Below are 18,789 nucleotides of genomic sequence, written 5' to 3'. Positions count from 1 at the left end.
CCTGAGCCAGGATCAAACTCTCCAATAAAGTGTTTGACTTGCTCATTTTGAAACTGACTTGCTTGCGAGAACCGAAGTTCTCGTTATACTTTCAATCATTCGTTGTTCAGTTTTCAAAGATCAATGTCTTTCTCGCGATCACCGCGTCGTTCTCTCGGCGACAACTTTTATAATATACCACGTTTCAACTTTATATGCAAGCTTTTTTTGAAATTAATTTTTGTCAATCTCATTCATGCTTACTTGTTGTTGAAGCGATAAATAAGACTTTACCACCATCGCCCACACAATGCAACTAGTAAAAAAATACAGTTAAACTCGACGAGGCATGTTTTCAAAAAGCTTCATTATATGTGCAAAAACAGATAGAAGTATTCCACTACGTATTAATATTGTTACTGGTAACTTTTAAATGGTGGTCCATTATCCGGATTCGTACTCGCTGCAGCGTTCTTGCCACGCGTTATATTCGGACTGCATCAAGCATTGATTTCGATCCACGCCGAGTTAATCGCGCAATTCGGCTATACAGCCGAATTGCCGATCATTTCGATGGCTGGTTCTGGTCAAGTTGGTGCAGCCATTATGCGCAATCTCATTTAAGGAGTTCTTCCTTCGAATTCTTAGGGATCGGCGCTTCGATCCTCGGTTACCTACTAGGACTTGTCGTTTCTTATATCGCTGGATTCCTGCTCACTTACTTCTTTGGCTTTACAAAAGAACTGATGTTAGAGCATAATAAAGACAACTAAGCCATAAAACAATACATGAAAAATAGGGCATCTTGGAGCATACTACTCCGAAGATGTCCTATTTTCTTCATCAATGTTATTGAACAAATCGGAGGGCTTTCGCGATGATGGGAAGTATCTTGACGCAAATTCAGGCTTTGTACAATAAATTACCACAATCGGAGCAGAAAGTAGCTCGCTATATTCTTGACCATCCGGAAGATGCGGCGAAAATCAGCATTCATGAACTTGCCGTAAAATCTGAAACAAGCGGCGCATCCGTCGTCCGATTCTGTCAATCGCTGCATGTCGATGGCTTCCCCCAACTCAAAATAAGACTTTCCTTGGATATGGCGAAGAATGAGCGGCCAACCTACTACGACTTCGATCCAAGCGATAAGACGGAATCGATCATTAAGAAGACCTTATCGAATAGCGTTCAAGCGCTGCAAGATACAGCCACTTCTCTGAACAGTCAAACCATTGATCAAATCGCAGAAGCGATGTCACAAGCGCCAGCCATCTATTCGTTCGGAATTGGTGCCTCATCCGTCGTAGCCGAGGATATTGCCCAGAAGTGGATGCGTCTTGGGAAAACAGCTTTCTCATTCCATGATCTTCATGTTCTGGCTGTCAATATTGCAAATGCCCCTCCAGGTTCAGTATTCATTGGCGTATCTTATAGCGGGAAGACGAATGAAGTCGTGCAATCTACGCGACTCGCGAATAAGTACAAGCTAACCACGGTCGGGATCTCCCGTTACGGAGATCACGAACTCTCCGCGACCGCTAAATACATGTTATCTATCGCCCATGCACCCGAGGCTGTGTTCCGAAGCGCTGCAACTAGCTCACGACTGGCGCAGCTGCTTGCCGTAGATACCCTATTCTTCGCGTACGCTTCTTTACAGCATGACGCGACGATTAAACAGCTTGCGGAGACAAGCGAAGCGATACGTATTTTGTATCAACAATCATAAACAAATTCCTAAATATATCCCATTCTATCTTTTCAAAAAAGCCGAGCGTCATCGTCACCTTCCTGACGATACGCTCGGCTTATTTTGAATCCATATGATCGATTTAGCCCTCTCCGCCCATGAACACGTAACGTGCAAGAACCAAGATGAACAAAATCCACATTAACCAATGAACCTTATGATTGCTCTTCCCTGTCAAGTTACCTACAAATGCGAAGATAACATAAGAGATGATACCTAACGATATACCGTTCGCAATACTGTATGTGAAAGGCATGAATGCAATCGTCAAGAATGCAGGAATACCAATCGTCATATCTTTAAAGTCAATTTCGCTTACCGATTGAACCATTAGCACACCAACAATGATTAATGCTGCTGCTGTTGCCGATCCTGGGATCAACGCAACCGCTGGTGCTAAGAACAATGCTGCTAAGAAACAAAGACCTGTCGTTACGGAAGTTAATCCAGTACGTCCACCTGCTGCAACCCCTGCAGAACTCTCTACGAATGTCGTTACTGTACTTGTACCTACAGCCGCTCCGCCTGCAACGGCGATCGCATCGACGAACATGGCCTTTCCTACACGTTTGTTGCCTTCTTCTTTGTCCTTCATGAATCCTGCGCGTGTTGCTGTACCTACGAGTGTACCGAATGTATCGAACAATTCAACGAATGTGAACGTAACAATAATGGATACGATACCTACACCCATCATCCCGGCGAAATCGAACTGCCAGAAGTTCAACTGACTAAAATCAGGCATCCAAGTTGCTTGCGTTGTGCTGACTGCTTTGAGATGATCATAAAATAATGCCCATCCGATCAAAGACGTTCCAATGATACCGAAGAAAATCGCACCTGGTACACGTAGCACCATAAGAATACCGATTAACGCGATACCAATGAGCGCAATCATAACATCGGGGTTTGTAAAGCTGCCCATCGAGAATATCGATTCGAATCCAAGAAGCGGCGTGAATGCTCCAGCCTTGATATCCTTCGTCGATTCAACGGCAACAGACAAGATACCGCTGTTCTTCAAGCCTACAATCGTAATAAAGAAACCAATACCTACCGTAATCGCATGCTTCAGTCCATCAGGAATAGCCACTAAGAGTAACTGCCGAAGCTTGGTAACCGTTAAGATGAAGAAGATAATACCGGACATAAATACCGCTGTTAACGCGATTTGCCAAGTCACCGGATGATCACTCGATGCTGTCGAAATAATAACCGATGCAAAATATGCATTAAGACCCATACCTGGTGCAAGTGCTACTGGAAAGTTAACGAAAATCCCCATTGCGATTGTGAATACGCCCGCCGCAATTGCTGTCGCCAAAAATACGGAGTACCATTCCATGCCTGTTTTACCGAAAGCTGATAAGATGTTCGGGTTGACCGCCAAAATGTAAGCCATGGTCATAAACGTTGTGATCCCCGCCAAAACCTCAGTTCTGACATTTGTTCCGTTTTCCTTTAACTTAAAGAAACGATCCATTGTAAAGACTCCTCCTAAAAGTTTTATAAGCGCCAAGCTTATGAAATAGGGAACAACAAAAATAACCTAGGATAAAATATCTCCTAGGCTCGCATCCAAAAGAAATCGAAGCACGCCAAATCAACAGGGCACACTTCTTCTCTCTTTTCGTAGCCAGATCATTTACGGTGACCTTGTAGAGACTCTCGGGCCGATTCCCAAGATTATACGAAAAATCGCAATCAATTTTGTTATTCATCTATATTGTAGAGGATCGGGTCGAATTTTGTCAATGGAAAACGCGAATATTCTTGTGTTCAATTAAAGTTAATGTTCGGGAATCGTTAAAATTCAAAACAAAAAGACGACCAGGAACTGCCCGTAGACAACCCTGATCGTCTGTAATTCCCTATCCTTTGATTCCCGTTGTTGCAATACCTCCGACAATATAGCGCTGTGCGAAGAAGAACAAGGCAAGCGGCGGGATACAGATGAGGAACGTAACTGCCATAATCGATACCATATCGACGCCGAACATCCCTCTGAACTGCGACAAACCAAGCGTAAGCGTGTATTTGCTCTGATCATTCAAGAAGATCAATGGACCTAAGTAATCATTCCAGCTGCTTAGGAAGTGGAACACGCCGACTAGGATTAGCGCTGGAGTCATGAGTGGAACGATTAATCGAATAAAAATCTGGATCGGGTTCGCGCCGTCGATCCGTGCAGCTTCCTCCAGCTCGACCGGGATTCCCATAATAAATTGGCGCAATAGGAAAATGAAAAAGGCCGATCCGAACCACGCTGGAATAATCAGCGGTTTCAGCGTATTGATCCAACCCAGGTAGTTAAATTCCATATACTGCGGAATCATCGTCACTTCCCACGGAATCATCATTGACGCGAGCAAGATCATAAACAGCATGTCTTTTCCCTTGAACCGAAACCGTGCAAACCCATATGCTACAAGGGATGAAGAAACGAGCTGACCTACCAAGGATAACCCTGTGACGAGCAAAGAGTTCTTCAAGAAGACATTGAAAGGCTGCGATTCCCAAGCGGTAATGAAATTGTCCCAATGGAATACGGATGGGATCCACTTCGGCGGGAATACGTACAGCTCCTCCGGCGACTTCACAGCCGTCGTAATCATCCAGAAAAATGGTGCTATGAACAATAGTGAAAAGAAAATAAGAACGCCATAAATTAATATTTTTCTCATCGGTATCACCCCGTTTATACGAATCAGTCTAATCTAGTACAATGCCACCGCATACCCGTTTATTTCTTGCCTTGCTTCATTTCCCCTTCATAGTAGACCCACGCGGATGAAGACTTGAAGACAATCAGTGTTAGCGAGAGTACAATCGCAAACATGAACCAAGCATTGGCGGAGGAATAGCCCATTTTGGAATATTTAAAGGCATTCTCATACATGTACATCGCGTAGAAATAGGTAGAGTTCAGCGGTCCGCCGCCTGTCATCACAAGCGCTAGGGTCAACTGCTGGAATGCAGCAATAATGGTCGTAATCAAGTTGAACAAAATGGTCGGGCTTAACATCGGCAATGTGATACGCGTGAACTGCTTCCATTTGCCAGCACCGTCAATTGCTGACGCTTCGTACATATCCTTCGGGATATTCTTAAGTCCTGCGAGGAAGATGAGCATCATGGAGCCTTGTCCCCATAAACTTGCGATAACCATCGCAACGGGCGCCCATGTTGGACTAATGAGCCACTTCGGCCCTTCAATTCCGAACACCGAGAGAATATAGTTCAAGATCCCGTATTCGCCATCGAATACCCAGGACCAGATCATCGCGAGTGCAACACCGGAAATAACGGATGGTAAGTAGAACGCTGTCCGGAAAAACCCACTGCCCTTCACGTTCTTGTTCAGCAGCATCGCGAGCAGCAAGGCAATAATGATATTCAACGGCACGAAAAGAACAGCGAATTTCATCGTCACGCCGAGAGATTCCCAGAACAACGGATCGTTCGTGAACATCTCTTTATAGTTGGCTAACCCAATGAATGTCTTGTCTCCAACAACAGGCCATTCATAGAAGCTAATTATGAGGGAGAAAATGAGCGGTCCCAGTGTAAAGGCAAGAAAGCCAATTATCCAAGGCAACGTGAACAAATAAGGAATACTCATTTGCTTGAATCGAGCAGGCGTCCGCTTTTTAATAGATTCCATTAATATCGTTCCTTTCAGGAGATGTTCGGGAAGGCCCGTTAGACATCGTTGGTGTGGTTTCATTGTAGTCTGAATGAAAGCGCTTTTACACGGTCATCTGTTTCCCAATAGGTGGCACTTTGTTCGAGAAAAATGTGGGACTTTTCAACGTGTGGAGGGAGATTGTTCGGATGGTTTCGTTCTTTTGTTCGGCGGGAAAATATGCCCTCTACAATGCAAATTTCTAACATAGAAGTCATAGGACAAGAGCCCGCTCCCTACGTGGTGCTAGCGAGGTGCCTGGTGATAACTTTATGCTTGGCTAACATGTTGCTTGCTACTAACGTAGTGCTTGCTGCATCACTCTGCCTCTGGCTCCCCTCTCCCCCCACTTTAACGAGAAAAAACCCGGCGAGATGCTCACCGGGCTTTAGATCCTATTTTTTATCGATATATTTCTTCGCATCTTTCACAGCTGCATTCAATGCATCCTGCGCATTCTCGCCGAGCATCACGGAATCGATCGCTGTTGACAGGTAACGATTCACCAGCTTCCAATTGCGGTTCAGCAAGAACGAAGGTGTGTTGTCCGAACGCTCCAGCATGTTGTAGAACGGTAAATACAGCGGGTTCTGATCGAACTTCATCTCTTGCACGAGACTCTTGCGGATCGGCAAGTCGGAATTACTGCGCATCTTGATTACTTCATTCGAGACGAAGAATTTCGTGAACTCCCATGCAAGATCCTTCTGCTTGGATTGCTTCGCCACCGAGATTGCGCTTAGTGCTACGATACCTTTGACCGGCTTGCCAGGGAAGACAGGCATTTCAACAGTACCAAAATCCACCTTCGCCGTCTTGAAGCCTTCCAACGGCCATACGCCGCTCTCCCACATGGCGATTTTGCCCGCTTTGAATACATCGTCGCCACTCATCTGGTTCTTGCCCCCTACGAGTGCAGCAGAACCATCCTTCAGCATATCGCCGAACTGCTGGATCGCTTGCGCCGTCTCTGGGCTGTTCATTTGACCTTCAATGTCTTTGCCATCGGCGCTTACGAAGCTGCCGCCGTTACTCCAGACGATGCCTTGTAGATCGTACGGGTCATTCGAAGTACGAATGCCGAATCCATATTGCTTCTTAGCTGGGTTGGAGAGCTTCTTCGCTGCTGCCTTGAAGTCATCCCATGTCCAACCGTCTTTTGGATACGGAACACCCGCATCATCGAACATTTTCTTATTGTAATACAATGCGCGAGTCGTAAATCCGCTCGGCAGACCATAGGTCTGTCCATCGACTTTCACGTAATTGAATAGACTTTCATAGATGTCATCGAGCTTCAAGCTCGCGTCTTTTGACATGAAGGAATCCAATGGCTCCAGGTTCGTGTAGTACGTCGGGAAATCCCACATCAGCATAACATCGGGCGGGTTCCCTGCTCCGAAGGAGGCAGCTAGCTTCTGATCAAAGCCGTCTGCATACGGTTCAATTTGCACTTTGACGCCCGGGTGCTGCTTCTCGAACAATTTTGCAATATCCTGTTGTACCTTCAGACTGTCCCCTGTATCCCATGTTGCAAAACGAAGTGTTTTCTCTGTGGCTTTACTTCCTGAGCCCTCTTCGCTGCCTTGGTTCGTTGCTGATCCCCCACCGCCGCCGCAAGCACTTACCGTTAATGCAATCAGCAATAATAGCGCTGTGACCATAGAACGTTTGTTACTCATGGATGATTGCCCCCTCAAACCATTTTTTCAATAAATTGAATACTCTCACTTTAAGAAAAATAAAGCGTTTTCAAAACGGCTTTTTGTTTCACGACAGGGGTTAATTTGTCTTAAATTTTAACAGGATTCTTCTTTTTGTTCGGCCCGATATTGCGAAGGAGTCATCCCGCAGTACCGCTTAAACCATTTGCTTAAGTACTTGCCGTCCACCATGCCGATCTGCTCCGCAATGCCTTGCAGGGTCATATTCGTATTCGCCAGCAAATCCATCGCCACCCGCAGACGCATCCGGTACAGCAGTTCAATGAAATTCTCCCCGGTGACCTTCTTAAACAACGTACTGAAATGGCTTCGGCTTAAGCCGATCCGATGCGCCACGTCACTAACAGACCACGGCTCCCGCAGATCCTCCGCAACAAGGCGTATCGCATTCGTAATCGTCTCCGGCCAAGAATGGACCTTCAGCTCGAACTTCTTCTCAAGCTCAGCTTCCTGATGCAGCTTCGTCACCGCCTCAAGCCAAGCGTCCATGCCTTGCAAAGGTCCCGTCCCGCTCCAATGGAACGAAGGAATACGGCTCTTCACGTCCTTGAACAACGCCTCAAGCGCCTCACGATCCTTATAGCGTATAAAATAGAACGTTCGATCCGTTCCGCACAAAATGCTCTCGCAACCGACTTGCAGCCGGCTCTCGATGTCAGACCAAATTAAATTTTCTTCTGTTGCAAAGGACTTCGCCAAATAGACGCTGTGCGGCTCTTCCATCCACGACCAGTGCGACCCCCAACGCGCCTGCAGCTCACTTCGGAATTCGTTGCGGAAGCCGCATAACCAAGCATAGAATGAAGCATTCCAACGTGCACGATCATCGAGAACAGACATGCTGCCTGCTTGCTCCGTATCAATGTCTTCTTGGAACTTGCGCAGGTACTCATTCAATTCTTCGTCTTCGAACGCTGTCTTGAGCAGATAGCCAGAGGCCCCTAGCGAGATCCCTTGCTGGGCAAATTCGAAATCACGATGGCAGCTAAGAAGAAGGATCCGGGTCGAGGGCGCTTCCTTTTTCACCAACCGAGCGAATTCGATGCCGTTCAGCTCCGGCATGACGATATCCGTAATGATCACTTCGGGACGCAGCTCCGTAAAAGCCTCCCAGCCCTTCTGACCATTCGGCACATCCGCGACGACCTGCATGTTATAGCGCGCCCAATCGACGGTTGCAACCAGTCCTTTGCGCACGATACTCTCATCATCAGCAATCAATACTTTAATGGGTGATTTGGTTGTCATGTTCGTCCTCCTCCTTCTTCGGCCAACGTATTGTGATGACCGTACCTTGACCAACAACAGATTGAATATCCAAGCCATATAACGGTCCAAAATGAAGTTTGAATTTCTGATCGACGTTGTTCACGCCTAGACCTTTGCCCCGCTTACTGCGATACGTCCCTTGGAGCAGTTTCTGCTTATTCTCCTCCGTCATGCCTTTGCCATTGTCCGTTAATCGAAGCACGAGATCCTCGCCTTCCTCTTCAACCGTAACTCGTATTGTTCCACAGCCATCCTCGAACGCATGGAAAAAAATATTCTCAAGCAGCGGCTGTAAGCTCATCCGTGGAATGACATAGTGCATCAGCGATTCATCTACCTGCTGCTCATAATTCACTTCATGCTCATAACGAATCCGCTGTATATGGAGGAAATGATCGATAATATCCAGCTCCTTGCGTATTGTAACCAGTTCTTGCGTGATATCCAGATTGCCCTCGAGCAGCATTGCCAGATGATAGAGCATTTTACGAATATCCTCATTACCTTGCAGCCTTGCTTTCCATTGGATCGAATTGAGCGTGTTGAACAACAGGTGTGGATTGATCTGATAATGAAATGCTCGCAGCTCTGCTTCTTTCTTCAACTTCTCTGTGATTGTAATCTCCTGAACCAAATCTTGAATTTGCCCGATCATGCGATTGAAGCTGTGTGCCAGCACCCCTAATTCGTCACGATCCTGTACGGGTATTCTCGTCTGCAATCTCCCTTTCCCTGCGAGGAACATCGATTCCTTGAGCCGTTTAATCCGGCCCGTTACACGGGAGGAGAATAGGAAGCCAAGCAGCAATGCAAGCAGACCCGAGAACAACAGGCCTACGACGGTATACGAACGAATGATATTCGAAGATTGGAAAAAGGACTTGTACGGCAGTCTCGCTTCTAGTGTCCAATCATTCAGGGATAAAGATTTGGACCATACAACATCATTCTCTTGCGGCTTAAAGGCATGTGCAGACTGATAGATCAGCTGTCCCGCACTGTTCTTGATCGTAAGCATCGCCTGTGTGCTCTTCTCGAACAAATGGAATAATTCATACATTTTATCCGCATTCATCTCGATGAGAATACGGCTATCCTTCAACGCCCCCTGCTGATTGCGAATCGGTACGACGAGGCCGAGCACCTTCTCATTTTCAGTAAATTCCTTGTAATGCCTTGGCGTGTAGAACCCTGGCCAATATTCCCCGGCATAATCGGCGGGAATTGCCTTCCACCAAGCCTGCTCCTTCAAGATCGTCGTATTAATGGAATTCTCCCCGTAGAAGTAGCCGGACTTGGTAATAATGAATAACCCCCGCTGTTTCACAGTTTTAAGCGCTTTCAGAAAATCTTCTAAATCACTCTGTTCATGCAAATCTGAATACGAGCGCGGGATTTCTCGATGTATAGCGATCCGTGACGGGTTCAACAAGTATGCGTGCACATATTCGGTCACGAGCTCCATTTGACTAAGTTCCGAATCCAGCTGGTATTGCAGCTGTGTCACCGCATTGCTCCCATACTTGCCTAATTGATCCTGAAGCAGCTCCGAGGATTTCGTAAATGACAGCCAGCCGAGCGTGAAGAGCGGCAATAGTGCAGCGATAAGGAATAGTATAACGAGCTTCAGCCGGAGACTCCGACGCGGCGCAAGTAGTCGATGAAAAATCATTTGTATCCGCTGATAGTGCATAGGTTGCCTCCTGCTCTGAGCATGTTCGTACCCTAAAGTAAATGAAGTTTATCACACACCTACTTCGCTGACAATCCAGAACATCATTCCAAAAATATCCCCACAAAATGCCAAGCATAAACGACTTCGTCGTCCTCTATATGACGATAAGCGTTTAAGCGAGAAATATAAGAACAGTTTATTCGTATAAAATCTCCAAAAGCGCACGATTCCCATAAGGCTTAGAAACGTGCGCTTCTTGTTATGCGTTCACATATTCATTCGCAAGCATTAGATAGACACTGGAGGTCCAAGTAAAGGCACGATCACGGAGTCCTGTACCATGAATGGCATCGAAATTCTCTGCCATACCATGGGTGTTCGCCATCCGGCAAAAGCGCTGCGCTGCAACACCAGCCAACTCGGTATATCCCCCGCGGCTGAGCCCATCAACGAGCAGCATCATGACCGGTGCCCAAATCGGCCCGCGCCAGTATCCATCCGGTTCATAATGCGGGCTGCTCATACTCTCCGTCGCGAACCCATTGGGCGATAAGAATCGTTCCTCATCAGACAGTGCTTGAATGAGCGTATCTTGAACCTCTTGAGGCAACCGTTGACCCAGGATGATTGGCATATAATTGATTAAACTCTCGCCCGCTAACCGCTCATGCGTACCTGTTCGAACGGCTCTAAGTTCACCATTCTGCCAGAAGTGCTCCAGCATACGATCGAGTGTCCGCTGTGCCAAGGCATGCCATTCGGTGGCTTCGTGTGTCTTTCCAAGCTCCTCGGCAATCCGGCCAAGCGTCTCACATTGCAGCACCAGATAAGCACATAGATCCGGGCTCTCCACAGCGCCACGCTCATGGAAAATCGTACTGTTATCCCAGCCGCTGTCATTACCATGGTTGTATTGTGGAACACCATCCCGGTCATCATCCCGCTCGTTATACCACCAACGGGTCCAGCGTGCGAGTGGTTCATAAACTTCGCGAAGCTGTGCTTCACCAATCCAATCGGTACGATCCATCATCCACGCTAACGTCCAACCGTGAATCGGCGGCTTATTGCAGTTCCACAAGGCATATTTATCATTCATAAAATCGGGCAGCAGCCCGCTCTCATCTTGACGATCAAAGAAGATCATAAATTGATCCCATGCGAGTGCTGGGTTGGAACGAACTAGTGCCATCGCATTGAAACAATGATCCCAGCTCCAAATGTTCGTCATCCAGTTCTTCGACATATACATCGCAGGCCGTGTCAGATATCCATCCGCAGGGACAACACAAGACCATGTTATATATGAAGCCAGCTCTCTGCCTGCCGCATAGGCATCATCGGACGGCAAAGTCGACTGCCGCCACACTTCATATTCTGCAGCGACATACTGCACCCCTTCATCGAATGATGGGAACTCCCGCTCAAGCCACGTCGTGCGGTACTCTTCCACACGGAACTCGGTGATGTTCGTCGCTGTATCAGGCACAAAATGCGCCTTCACATGTGTACATTTCGTCCGCACCCATGGGGCATCCATCTCGATCTGTCCTTGAACCGAGGTGAGCATGAACCGTACTTCATTCAAGAAGCTGTTCACTTCCCAGCGGTTGTACTTCATTTGCATGGCATAATCATAATCGCCACCGGATAAGGTAAGCCGAACGCCAACCCCCTCCGCCCGGAAGCCTACCGTTCGGCCATCGAAGATACAGATCTCCGCATACCCGCTGCTCGACTCCATTCGAAGGCGTGATGGTGTTGCATGCGTCGTGTAAGGAACATCCTCTCCTTGAGCAGTCAACTCAATACGAAAAGCTGCCCCGCTCGTCATATCTCCGCCGCGTACCGTACGTAGATAGACTCCCTCTGGACGATCTCCCGAAGCACGTAAATACGATATAGTTAGAAATGAGCCGTAACGGCTGAATGGAATAGTACGAATATCATAAGTGAAAGTCATGAGCTGCTCCTCCTCTATTGCGATAGCGCTTACAAGAATTCCGATAATACACCCATTGTAGGGCATGGAACGCGGCATTGCAGTTGCACACCCGTACGGATTTGCTCGTATGTCTGTTAGAAAGGTCACGCTTTCAAGTCATTTATTCGTCTATTTGTTTGGCGCATTTCGTCTATTTGTTCGATAAGGGGTAGTTCGTGGGGTAATGGCTAATAAAACCGGGTGTTGGGAGGATATGAGGATCAAGCAAATACAAACTACTGCTTTCTAGCAGTTATTTGCGATGCATGGAGCTCATACGAACCTTTTAACTGCTTTTTAGCAGTTATTTGTACTCCTGCGCAAAATGTAGCGTCGCCGACAAAAAAACCGCCGTAAGCTTATAGCTCACGACGGCCTTGTCCATTTCGTATATTATTCTATTCCCACTCGATTGTCGCTGGTGGCTTCGAAGTCACATCATACACAATGCGATTAACGTTCTCTACTTCGTTGACGATACGAACGGAGATTTTCTCAAGCACATCCCAAGGGATACGTGCCCAGTCCGCTGTCATGCCGTCGATCGATGTTACCGCACGAATACCTACCGTGTAGGAATACGTACGTGCATCACCCATAACGCCGACACTCTTCATGCCCGGAAGCGCCGTGAAGTATTGCCAGATCTCACGGTCAAGACCTGCCTTAGCGATCTCATCACGCAGAATCGCATCGGACTCGCGAACGATCACTAATTTCTCTTCTGTCACTTCGCCTAGCACGCGGATCGCAAGACCTGGACCCGGGAACGGTTGACGATGTACGATCGCATCTGGCAAGCCGCACTCTGTTCCGACTTTACGTACTTCGTCTTTGAACAATGCTTTGAGCGGTTCAATAAGCTCGAAGTGCATGTCCTCTGGCAAACCGCCTACGTTGTGGTGCGATTTGATTGTGTGTGCCGTTGCTGTACCGCTCTCGACGATATCTGTATAGAGCGTGCCTTGCGCTAGGAAATCGAATTGACCCAATTTCTTCGACTCTTCATCGAAGCAGTAGATGAATTCGTTACCGATAATTTTACGTTTCTGTTCTGGATCCGATACACCCGCTAGTTTGCCTAAGAAACGGTCGCGTGCATCGATTTTGACCACGTGCATATCGAACTTGCCAACGAACGTCTCCATTACGCTCTCAGCTTCATCCTTACGCAACAAGCCGTGGTCGATGAACATACAAGTCAATTGATCACCGATCGCTTTGTGGAGAAGGATTGCAACAACCGAAGAATCTACGCCGCCGCTAAGTGCGCACAGAACTTTACGGTCTCCCACTTGGTTACGGATATCGCGAATCGTATCGTCGATGAACGTCTCCATACTCCAGTTGCCAGTGCAATCGCAGACATTATACAAGAAGTTGCGAATCATTTCGTTCCCGTGTACCGAGTGACGCACTTCCGGATGGAATTGAACCGCAAAGAAATTCTTCTCCGCATGAACCATCGAAGCGATTGGCGCATGCTCAGAGCTTCCAGTTGTCATGAAGCCTGTTGGAAGCGCAACGACATGGTCGCCATGGCTCATCCATACCGTCTGCTTCGCATCAAGATCTGCCACTAAGCGGAAGTCTGCTTCGAAATCCACATCTGCTTTACCGTACTCGCGTTTGTTCGCACGTTCAACTTTACCACCAAGCTGGTGCGCCATCAGCTGCATACCGTAGCAAATGCCTAGAATTGGCAGTCCCAATTCGAAGATTTCTGGATCAACTTGCGGAGAATTCTCTTCATATACACTTGTCGGTCCGCCGGAGAATACAATCCCTTTCGGAGCGATCTCACGAATGCGTGCAGCAGACGTATTGTAAGGCAATAGCTCGCTGTATACCCCTAAGTCGCGGATACGTCTTGCGATAAGCTGGTTATATTGTCCCCCGAAATCGAGAACAACAATAATTTCATTCGGTTTATCCATTAGTAACGTGCCTCCCTCAATTCATGAAGTTAATTATACGAACCGAAAATCCCACCGTCAAGGCAAGTTCGCTTCGAAATACTGCTTTCGAGGGAGCATAGCGCTTATCTGTCAACCTCGATTCTTTCCCATGCAAAATTGAATCAGTCGATTCCTCGTTAACCGATCATACTGATGGGGGTGGAATGTGATCGCTTCCATAGCAAACACCGCTTGCATCAGCGAAACCTTCTTATTGTCAGCTTTGCCATCGAGCCGCTCAATATATTCACGCATCGTTAAATCTTGCGACTTCGCCCCATACTTCTGAATCCATGTCTGCCATAAGAGCCGCGCTACACGCTCTATTCGTCTTGGATCCTCATGGGATGTACGGAAGCGGAGGACCGCCCAGTGTAATCGGATGTACAAATGATATCGAAGCCAGAGCCATACCCCTAGAACAATGAAACCGAGAATCCATCCGCCTGTTAGGATCCAGCTTGCTTTCCAGTTCTGTGCAGCATCATAGAGCTCAGACAATATCACCTTCAGCCCTTGAAACACCTGAATTAGCAAACTAGAAGCTTGCGGTTCAGAACCCGACGTTGTCGCACCATCAACCGATGGTTGGTTTGAACCCGTCTCTGTCTGTGTGGAACTTGCTAGTGCGGGTGGTGTAGGCTGTCCTGCTGCGAGCTGCTCTGATCCAATGCCCTTTTCTTCATCGCCTGGCTGAAATCCTGGAGTAGGCTCAAATGGAATCCAACCCGCTCCTGGAAAATACACTTCAACCCATGCATGGGCATCGCTCATTCGCACGGTATACACATTCGCTGTATCTTCGGATGGTTCACCCGGCGCGAATCCTTTGACCCATCTTGCTGGAATGCCTTGCGTGCGCAGCATCACAACCATGGCGGTCGAGAAATGATTACAGTAGCCTTTGAGCTGCTTGAACAGAAAGTCATCGACGAAATCTGCGCCTTTGGGCGGTACTGCTGTATTCGTTAAGGTGTAGGTATAGTACGTCCGTAAATATTGTTCAATGGCTTTCACTTGATCATAGCGATTCGTCTGGCCTGTGATGATCTGCTTAGACAGCTCTGATACTCTGTTCGGCAGCAAAGCAGGCAGCTGAAGATAGTCACGTGAAATGGATGCAGGATCGGATCCTTTGATCTGCCGGAGCTTATCAGGAGCTGCCTCAGGCATTCGCACATCAAGCATATATCCTGTTAACAGCTTCCCTTGCCCGATCGTATCTACACGTAATGCGCCATCTTCCGGATGGACCTGAATCGCTGCCTCTGATGCATTCGCTTGACGAATGGCTGAAGTGGCATCGGATCCCGACGCCTTTACATGCAATTGACCCAAACCTGTTATCTCTCCCCCTGCAAATAAAGGCCACTTCTGCATCGATATCGGGTTAGAGGAAGTAAACCGAATCGACTGCTGAATCGATGGCAAGGTGCTGTCCTCCTGATCGGGTGTTATAGGCGCAATGGGATCCCATTGCTCAAGGGGTTCCCATATATCGATCGATCCCGTCCAGCCTCGACCATCATAGACGCGCTTCGTCTCACCGCGCCAATAGGATCGAACAGGAGATGTCGCTTCGAATACGATCGAAGGATCGGATTCGAGAGCTCCTCCCAGGGTCTGATCATTCTCACTATATCCCGTCTCTCCTGAAGTCTTCGCAAGGGAAGCGGTCTGTGTCTTCGCTGTATCCAGCCAATTCATAAGATCTGTCCCGATCGTCTCCGACGCCCATTGTTCCAGTCCAGCGAATTCCTGATCCCAAGCAACAGGCTTCACATTGGCTTGTTCTGCACGCCCGGCGAAGAGATATCCACTTCCTAAGCACAACATCACCGCAACGAGTGCGCCCCCCATCCATCGTCTCGGCCAGCCGAGCAGCATGGCTTGATTCCGACTCCAGCTCTTTGCAGCACGCTTCCCTTGTTCCAGGGTAATGATACGTAGAAGCGCAATAAGCAGCAGTGATTCCGCCACCGTTCGAATCATGCCCAGGGTGGTATCCATGCCGAAGCCCCAGAGCAGAATGATTTGATAGATCAAGGTGATGCTGATGAACAGCATACTGCTCTGGCGATGAATCGCTAGCGTTTGCACCGATGTTACGAGCATGGCCCATCCGATCAATAAGAGACCTGTACGGAGCTCGCCGCTATTCACGAACCCACCGCCGCTCATCTGCAACAGTAGACTCAAATTGGTAGCGAGTGAAGAAATCATGTTCCCCAGTGCTTCTAGCCAGGAACTACCCGTGGATGCGTAGATACTGATCCAAGTTCCGATGCAGACCAGCGCATACAACGACATCCGGATCGCCTTATGAAGCGTTAGGCAGCCGATCACGAGAAAGCACGCGAGTGCTGCGAATAGCGGTGAAATCCGGTAAAAATCAATATTCTCTTGCAAGTGATACAACGGAATCAACCATTCAGCGAACAGTCCGAACAATAATAATGAGATCATCGCACTTCGCATACGTTGACTTGTCTCATGCGCTGACATCTTCCACACCTCCTCGCGGGGTTGGCAGCAGACCTTGCTTCGGCCCGATCCGATATAGTGTCACTCCGATACGCTCCATGCGTTCGAGCCACATCTGTTCGTCCGGACTCACCTGATCGCGTTCCATCACCCACACCCATTCCAAGGGATGCCCTTGCGTGAAAAGCCACTGTGCGACCTCTGCTGCTTCCTGATCCATTCGTTCCGATACAATAGCAAATACCGCTCCACGCGGCTCACGCATTGCCGTATGTCTGATAGCTGTTAATAATGATGCTTGTCCCTTCGGCCCCACCTCAGCAAAATATTGCATGATCTCCGCTGTCATAAAGTTCTTCAGCAGCCACGTTCGACGTCCATCTAGCTGATGGCTGACGAGTGAAATTTCCGTTCCCATCGATAGGAGCTGCTCCAGCCGAGCGACACTCCAAGCAATCATTATTTCGAATCGTTTCCGCTTATCTGAAGCAGTATCCAATATAAAGCACACGTAAGGTTCCCCCACACGATCCGGCAATCGGAGCTGCCATCTTCCTTGCTTTGCTGAGCTCTTCCAGTGGATTCGCTTCCAAGGATCTCCCGGAACATATTCCCGCAGTTCGGTTCCGAGCGTTGACGACTCCATTCCCGTTCGAGGCAAGTTCTGCTCCTCCGTGATGGAAGGCACGGAATATCCTGTTAACGCCTGTGGCCAACCGATCCGAGCCGGATAGATCAGAATTGATTCATCCGTCTTCACCTGTTTCTTCTTCGTGAAAAATCCAAATATATCTCCCGAACAGACCTCCATATCCGCAAAAGCATACCTCCCCCGCGCTAGCCCACCGACGCGGTAAACATACGTGATCCGCGATCGAAAACCAGGCAAGCAGAGATGGGTATGGGTAAAGATTGGTTGCGGTTGTGTACCCTCTTGAGCGGATGTATGCACTGCACGTTCCGTGAGTGTCAGCCAGAACAGTGGGATCCAAGAACGAACCGTCACATCCATCGTCACCGTAAATGACTCACCGGCATAGAGATGATTTCGTTCAAGACGTCGAACGACTCGGATCTCTCGCAGTGTAAGCATCTGAATGAGGATACCGGATCCGATAACGCACGAGAACACGGTGAACAGGAACCATTCCACCGCACCATCTCGTAAGTTCGCTATAGCAAAGACGGCACCCCATAACGCAAGTGCCGCGAGTCCCTTCCCTATCGTTCTCATGCTCTTCTCGCCCCCGAATCCGACTTGAACATCGGTACCGGTGCTTGGCTGATGAGTTGCTTAAGCAGCTCTTCACACTGCACGCCCATCATTCGCGCCTGCGGCACGGGGGCAAGCCGATGCGCAAGAACGTCGACGGCGACGAGCTTCACGTCGTCGGGCACTACATAGGCGCGCCCATGCATATACGCATGGGCTTGCGCCGCGCGCATCCACATCAGCGATGCGCGGGGGCTCACACCGAGCGCAAGGTCTGCGTGCGCTCGTGTGGACTGGGCGATCAGCACTATATAGTGCTTGATCGCCTCATCGACATGCACCGCGCGGACTTCGCGCTGCATGCGAACGATGTCTTCGGCCATCACCAGTGGCCGAAGGTCATCAATGGGGTGGAGCTGCTGCATGCGGTTCAGCAGCTCCACCTCTTCCATGGGCTCCGGGAAGCCGAGCTTAATCCGGAGCAAGAACCGATCCAGCTGTGCCTCCGGCAGCCGGTACGTGCCTTCAAAATCTTGCGGGTTCTGCGTCGCCATCAGTACGAACGGCTCGGGCAGCCGGCGCGTGACGCCATCGACCGTCACCCGCCGCTCTTCCATCGCTTCGAGCAGCGCGGACTGCGTGCGTGGCGAGGTACGATTGATCTCATCGGCAAGTACGAGATTCGCAAGTAGCGGCCCTGGGCGATATTCAAACTGCAAGGTCGCAGGATTATAGACCGAGACCCCTGTAATATCAGATGGCAGCACGTCTGGCGTGAATTGAATCCGCTGGAATGAACCGCCGATCGATTGGGCAACCGCACGCACCAGCATCGTCTTGCCCACGCCAGGGACATCTTCGATCAAAACATGTCCGCCACACATCATCGCGAGGAATGTCTTCATAATGGCATCTCGCTTGCCAATCATCACGCTCTCGACGCGTGCAATCATTTGCTCCACTATTTCAACAGGGCGTTCTTGACGTGGTAGAATCGGATTTGAATAGGACATTTTAGCGAAACCTCCATCTCTATGAGAAAAGTTCATTTCTAATAGTTTCGCC

Annotated in this window: 13 protein-coding genes and 1 riboswitch; of the genes, 2 read left to right on the top strand and 11 right to left on the bottom strand. The window is 48.6% G+C overall.

Annotation, left to right across the window (positions count from 1 at the left end; all coding sequences use genetic code 11):
* Nucleotides 1-353: 353 nt before the first annotated feature.
* Both ACFQZR_RS08820 and ACFQZR_RS08815 read left to right on the top strand, forming a co-directional pair.
* On the top strand, nucleotides 354-752 hold the full coding sequence (locus tag ACFQZR_RS08820) for a hypothetical protein (protein ID WP_379344900.1): 399 nt from the start codon (nucleotides 354-356) through the stop codon (nucleotides 750-752).
* A gap of 104 nt (nucleotides 753-856) precedes the next feature.
* Nucleotides 857-1,711, top strand: coding sequence for a MurR/RpiR family transcriptional regulator (locus ACFQZR_RS08815; RefSeq protein WP_379344898.1), 855 nt, complete (start codon nucleotides 857-859; stop codon nucleotides 1,709-1,711).
* Between the two features lie 103 nt (nucleotides 1,712-1,814).
* Here ACFQZR_RS08815 and ACFQZR_RS08810 read toward each other — a convergent pair whose 3' ends face one another.
* The 11 genes from ACFQZR_RS08810 to ACFQZR_RS08760 all read right to left on the bottom strand — a co-directional run bounded on the left by ACFQZR_RS08810 (nucleotide 1,815) and on the right by ACFQZR_RS08760 (nucleotide 18,737).
* Entirely contained in the window at nucleotides 1,815-3,215 is a 1,401-nt protein-coding gene (locus tag ACFQZR_RS08810; RefSeq protein ID WP_379344896.1) for an NCS2 family permease, read from the bottom strand.
* A 130-nt stretch (nucleotides 3,216-3,345) separates the two neighbouring features.
* Nucleotides 3,346-3,446: riboswitch (purine riboswitch) on the bottom strand.
* Between the two features lie 157 nt (nucleotides 3,447-3,603).
* Nucleotides 3,604-4,416 carry a carbohydrate ABC transporter permease gene (locus ACFQZR_RS08805; protein ID WP_018754937.1) on the bottom strand — a complete coding sequence of 271 codons (813 nt, stop codon included), beginning with the start codon at nucleotides 4,414-4,416 and terminating at the stop codon, nucleotides 3,604-3,606.
* Between the two features lie 59 nt (nucleotides 4,417-4,475).
* Nucleotides 4,476-5,396 carry a carbohydrate ABC transporter permease gene (locus tag ACFQZR_RS08800; protein WP_018754936.1) on the bottom strand — a complete coding sequence of 307 codons (921 nt, stop codon included), beginning with the start codon at nucleotides 5,394-5,396 and terminating at the stop codon, nucleotides 4,476-4,478.
* 416 nt (nucleotides 5,397-5,812) lie between these two features.
* Complete coding sequence (locus ACFQZR_RS08795; protein ID WP_379344892.1) at nucleotides 5,813-7,099, bottom strand: ABC transporter substrate-binding protein; 1,287 nt, start codon at nucleotides 7,097-7,099, stop codon at nucleotides 5,813-5,815.
* Between the two features lie 117 nt (nucleotides 7,100-7,216).
* Nucleotides 7,217-8,389: a response regulator gene (locus ACFQZR_RS08790; RefSeq protein ID WP_379344890.1), complete on the bottom strand. Its 1,173-nt coding sequence runs from the start codon at nucleotides 8,387-8,389 to the stop codon at nucleotides 7,217-7,219.
* On the bottom strand, nucleotides 8,367-10,103 hold the full coding sequence (locus ACFQZR_RS08785; protein WP_379344888.1) for a sensor histidine kinase: 1,737 nt from the start codon (nucleotides 10,101-10,103) through the stop codon (nucleotides 8,367-8,369). The genes ACFQZR_RS08790 and ACFQZR_RS08785 overlap by 23 nt, the downstream gene beginning before the upstream one ends.
* Nucleotides 10,104-10,344: 241 nt before the next feature.
* Nucleotides 10,345-12,048: an amylo-alpha-1,6-glucosidase gene (locus tag ACFQZR_RS08780; RefSeq protein ID WP_379344886.1), complete on the bottom strand. Its 1,704-nt coding sequence runs from the start codon at nucleotides 12,046-12,048 to the stop codon at nucleotides 10,345-10,347.
* 419 nt (nucleotides 12,049-12,467) lie between these two features.
* The gene (gene guaA, locus ACFQZR_RS08775) at nucleotides 12,468-14,006 is read right to left on the bottom strand and encodes a glutamine-hydrolyzing GMP synthase (RefSeq protein WP_379344884.1); all 1,539 of its coding nucleotides are present in this window, start codon (nucleotides 14,004-14,006) and stop codon (nucleotides 12,468-12,470) included.
* A 111-nt stretch (nucleotides 14,007-14,117) separates the two neighbouring features.
* Nucleotides 14,118-16,532, bottom strand: coding sequence for a transglutaminase-like domain-containing protein (locus ACFQZR_RS08770; protein ID WP_379344882.1), 2,415 nt, complete (start codon nucleotides 16,530-16,532; stop codon nucleotides 14,118-14,120).
* Nucleotides 16,519-17,745: a DUF58 domain-containing protein gene (locus ACFQZR_RS08765; protein WP_379344880.1), complete on the bottom strand. Its 1,227-nt coding sequence runs from the start codon at nucleotides 17,743-17,745 to the stop codon at nucleotides 16,519-16,521. Before ACFQZR_RS08765 ends, ACFQZR_RS08770 begins: the two co-directional genes overlap by 14 nt.
* Nucleotides 17,742-18,737, bottom strand: coding sequence for an AAA family ATPase (locus ACFQZR_RS08760; protein WP_379344878.1), 996 nt, complete (start codon nucleotides 18,735-18,737; stop codon nucleotides 17,742-17,744). Before ACFQZR_RS08760 ends, ACFQZR_RS08765 begins: the two co-directional genes overlap by 4 nt.
* Nucleotides 18,738-18,789 lie beyond the last annotated feature (52 nt).

This window comes from Paenibacillus sp. GCM10027629 (genome assembly GCF_042676425.1).
Classification (GTDB): domain Bacteria; phylum Bacillota; class Bacilli; order Paenibacillales; family Paenibacillaceae; genus Paenibacillus_K; species Paenibacillus_K terrigena.
The sequence above is the reverse complement of the archived record's forward strand: the minus strand, read 5'-3'. Positions and strand labels throughout refer to the sequence as shown.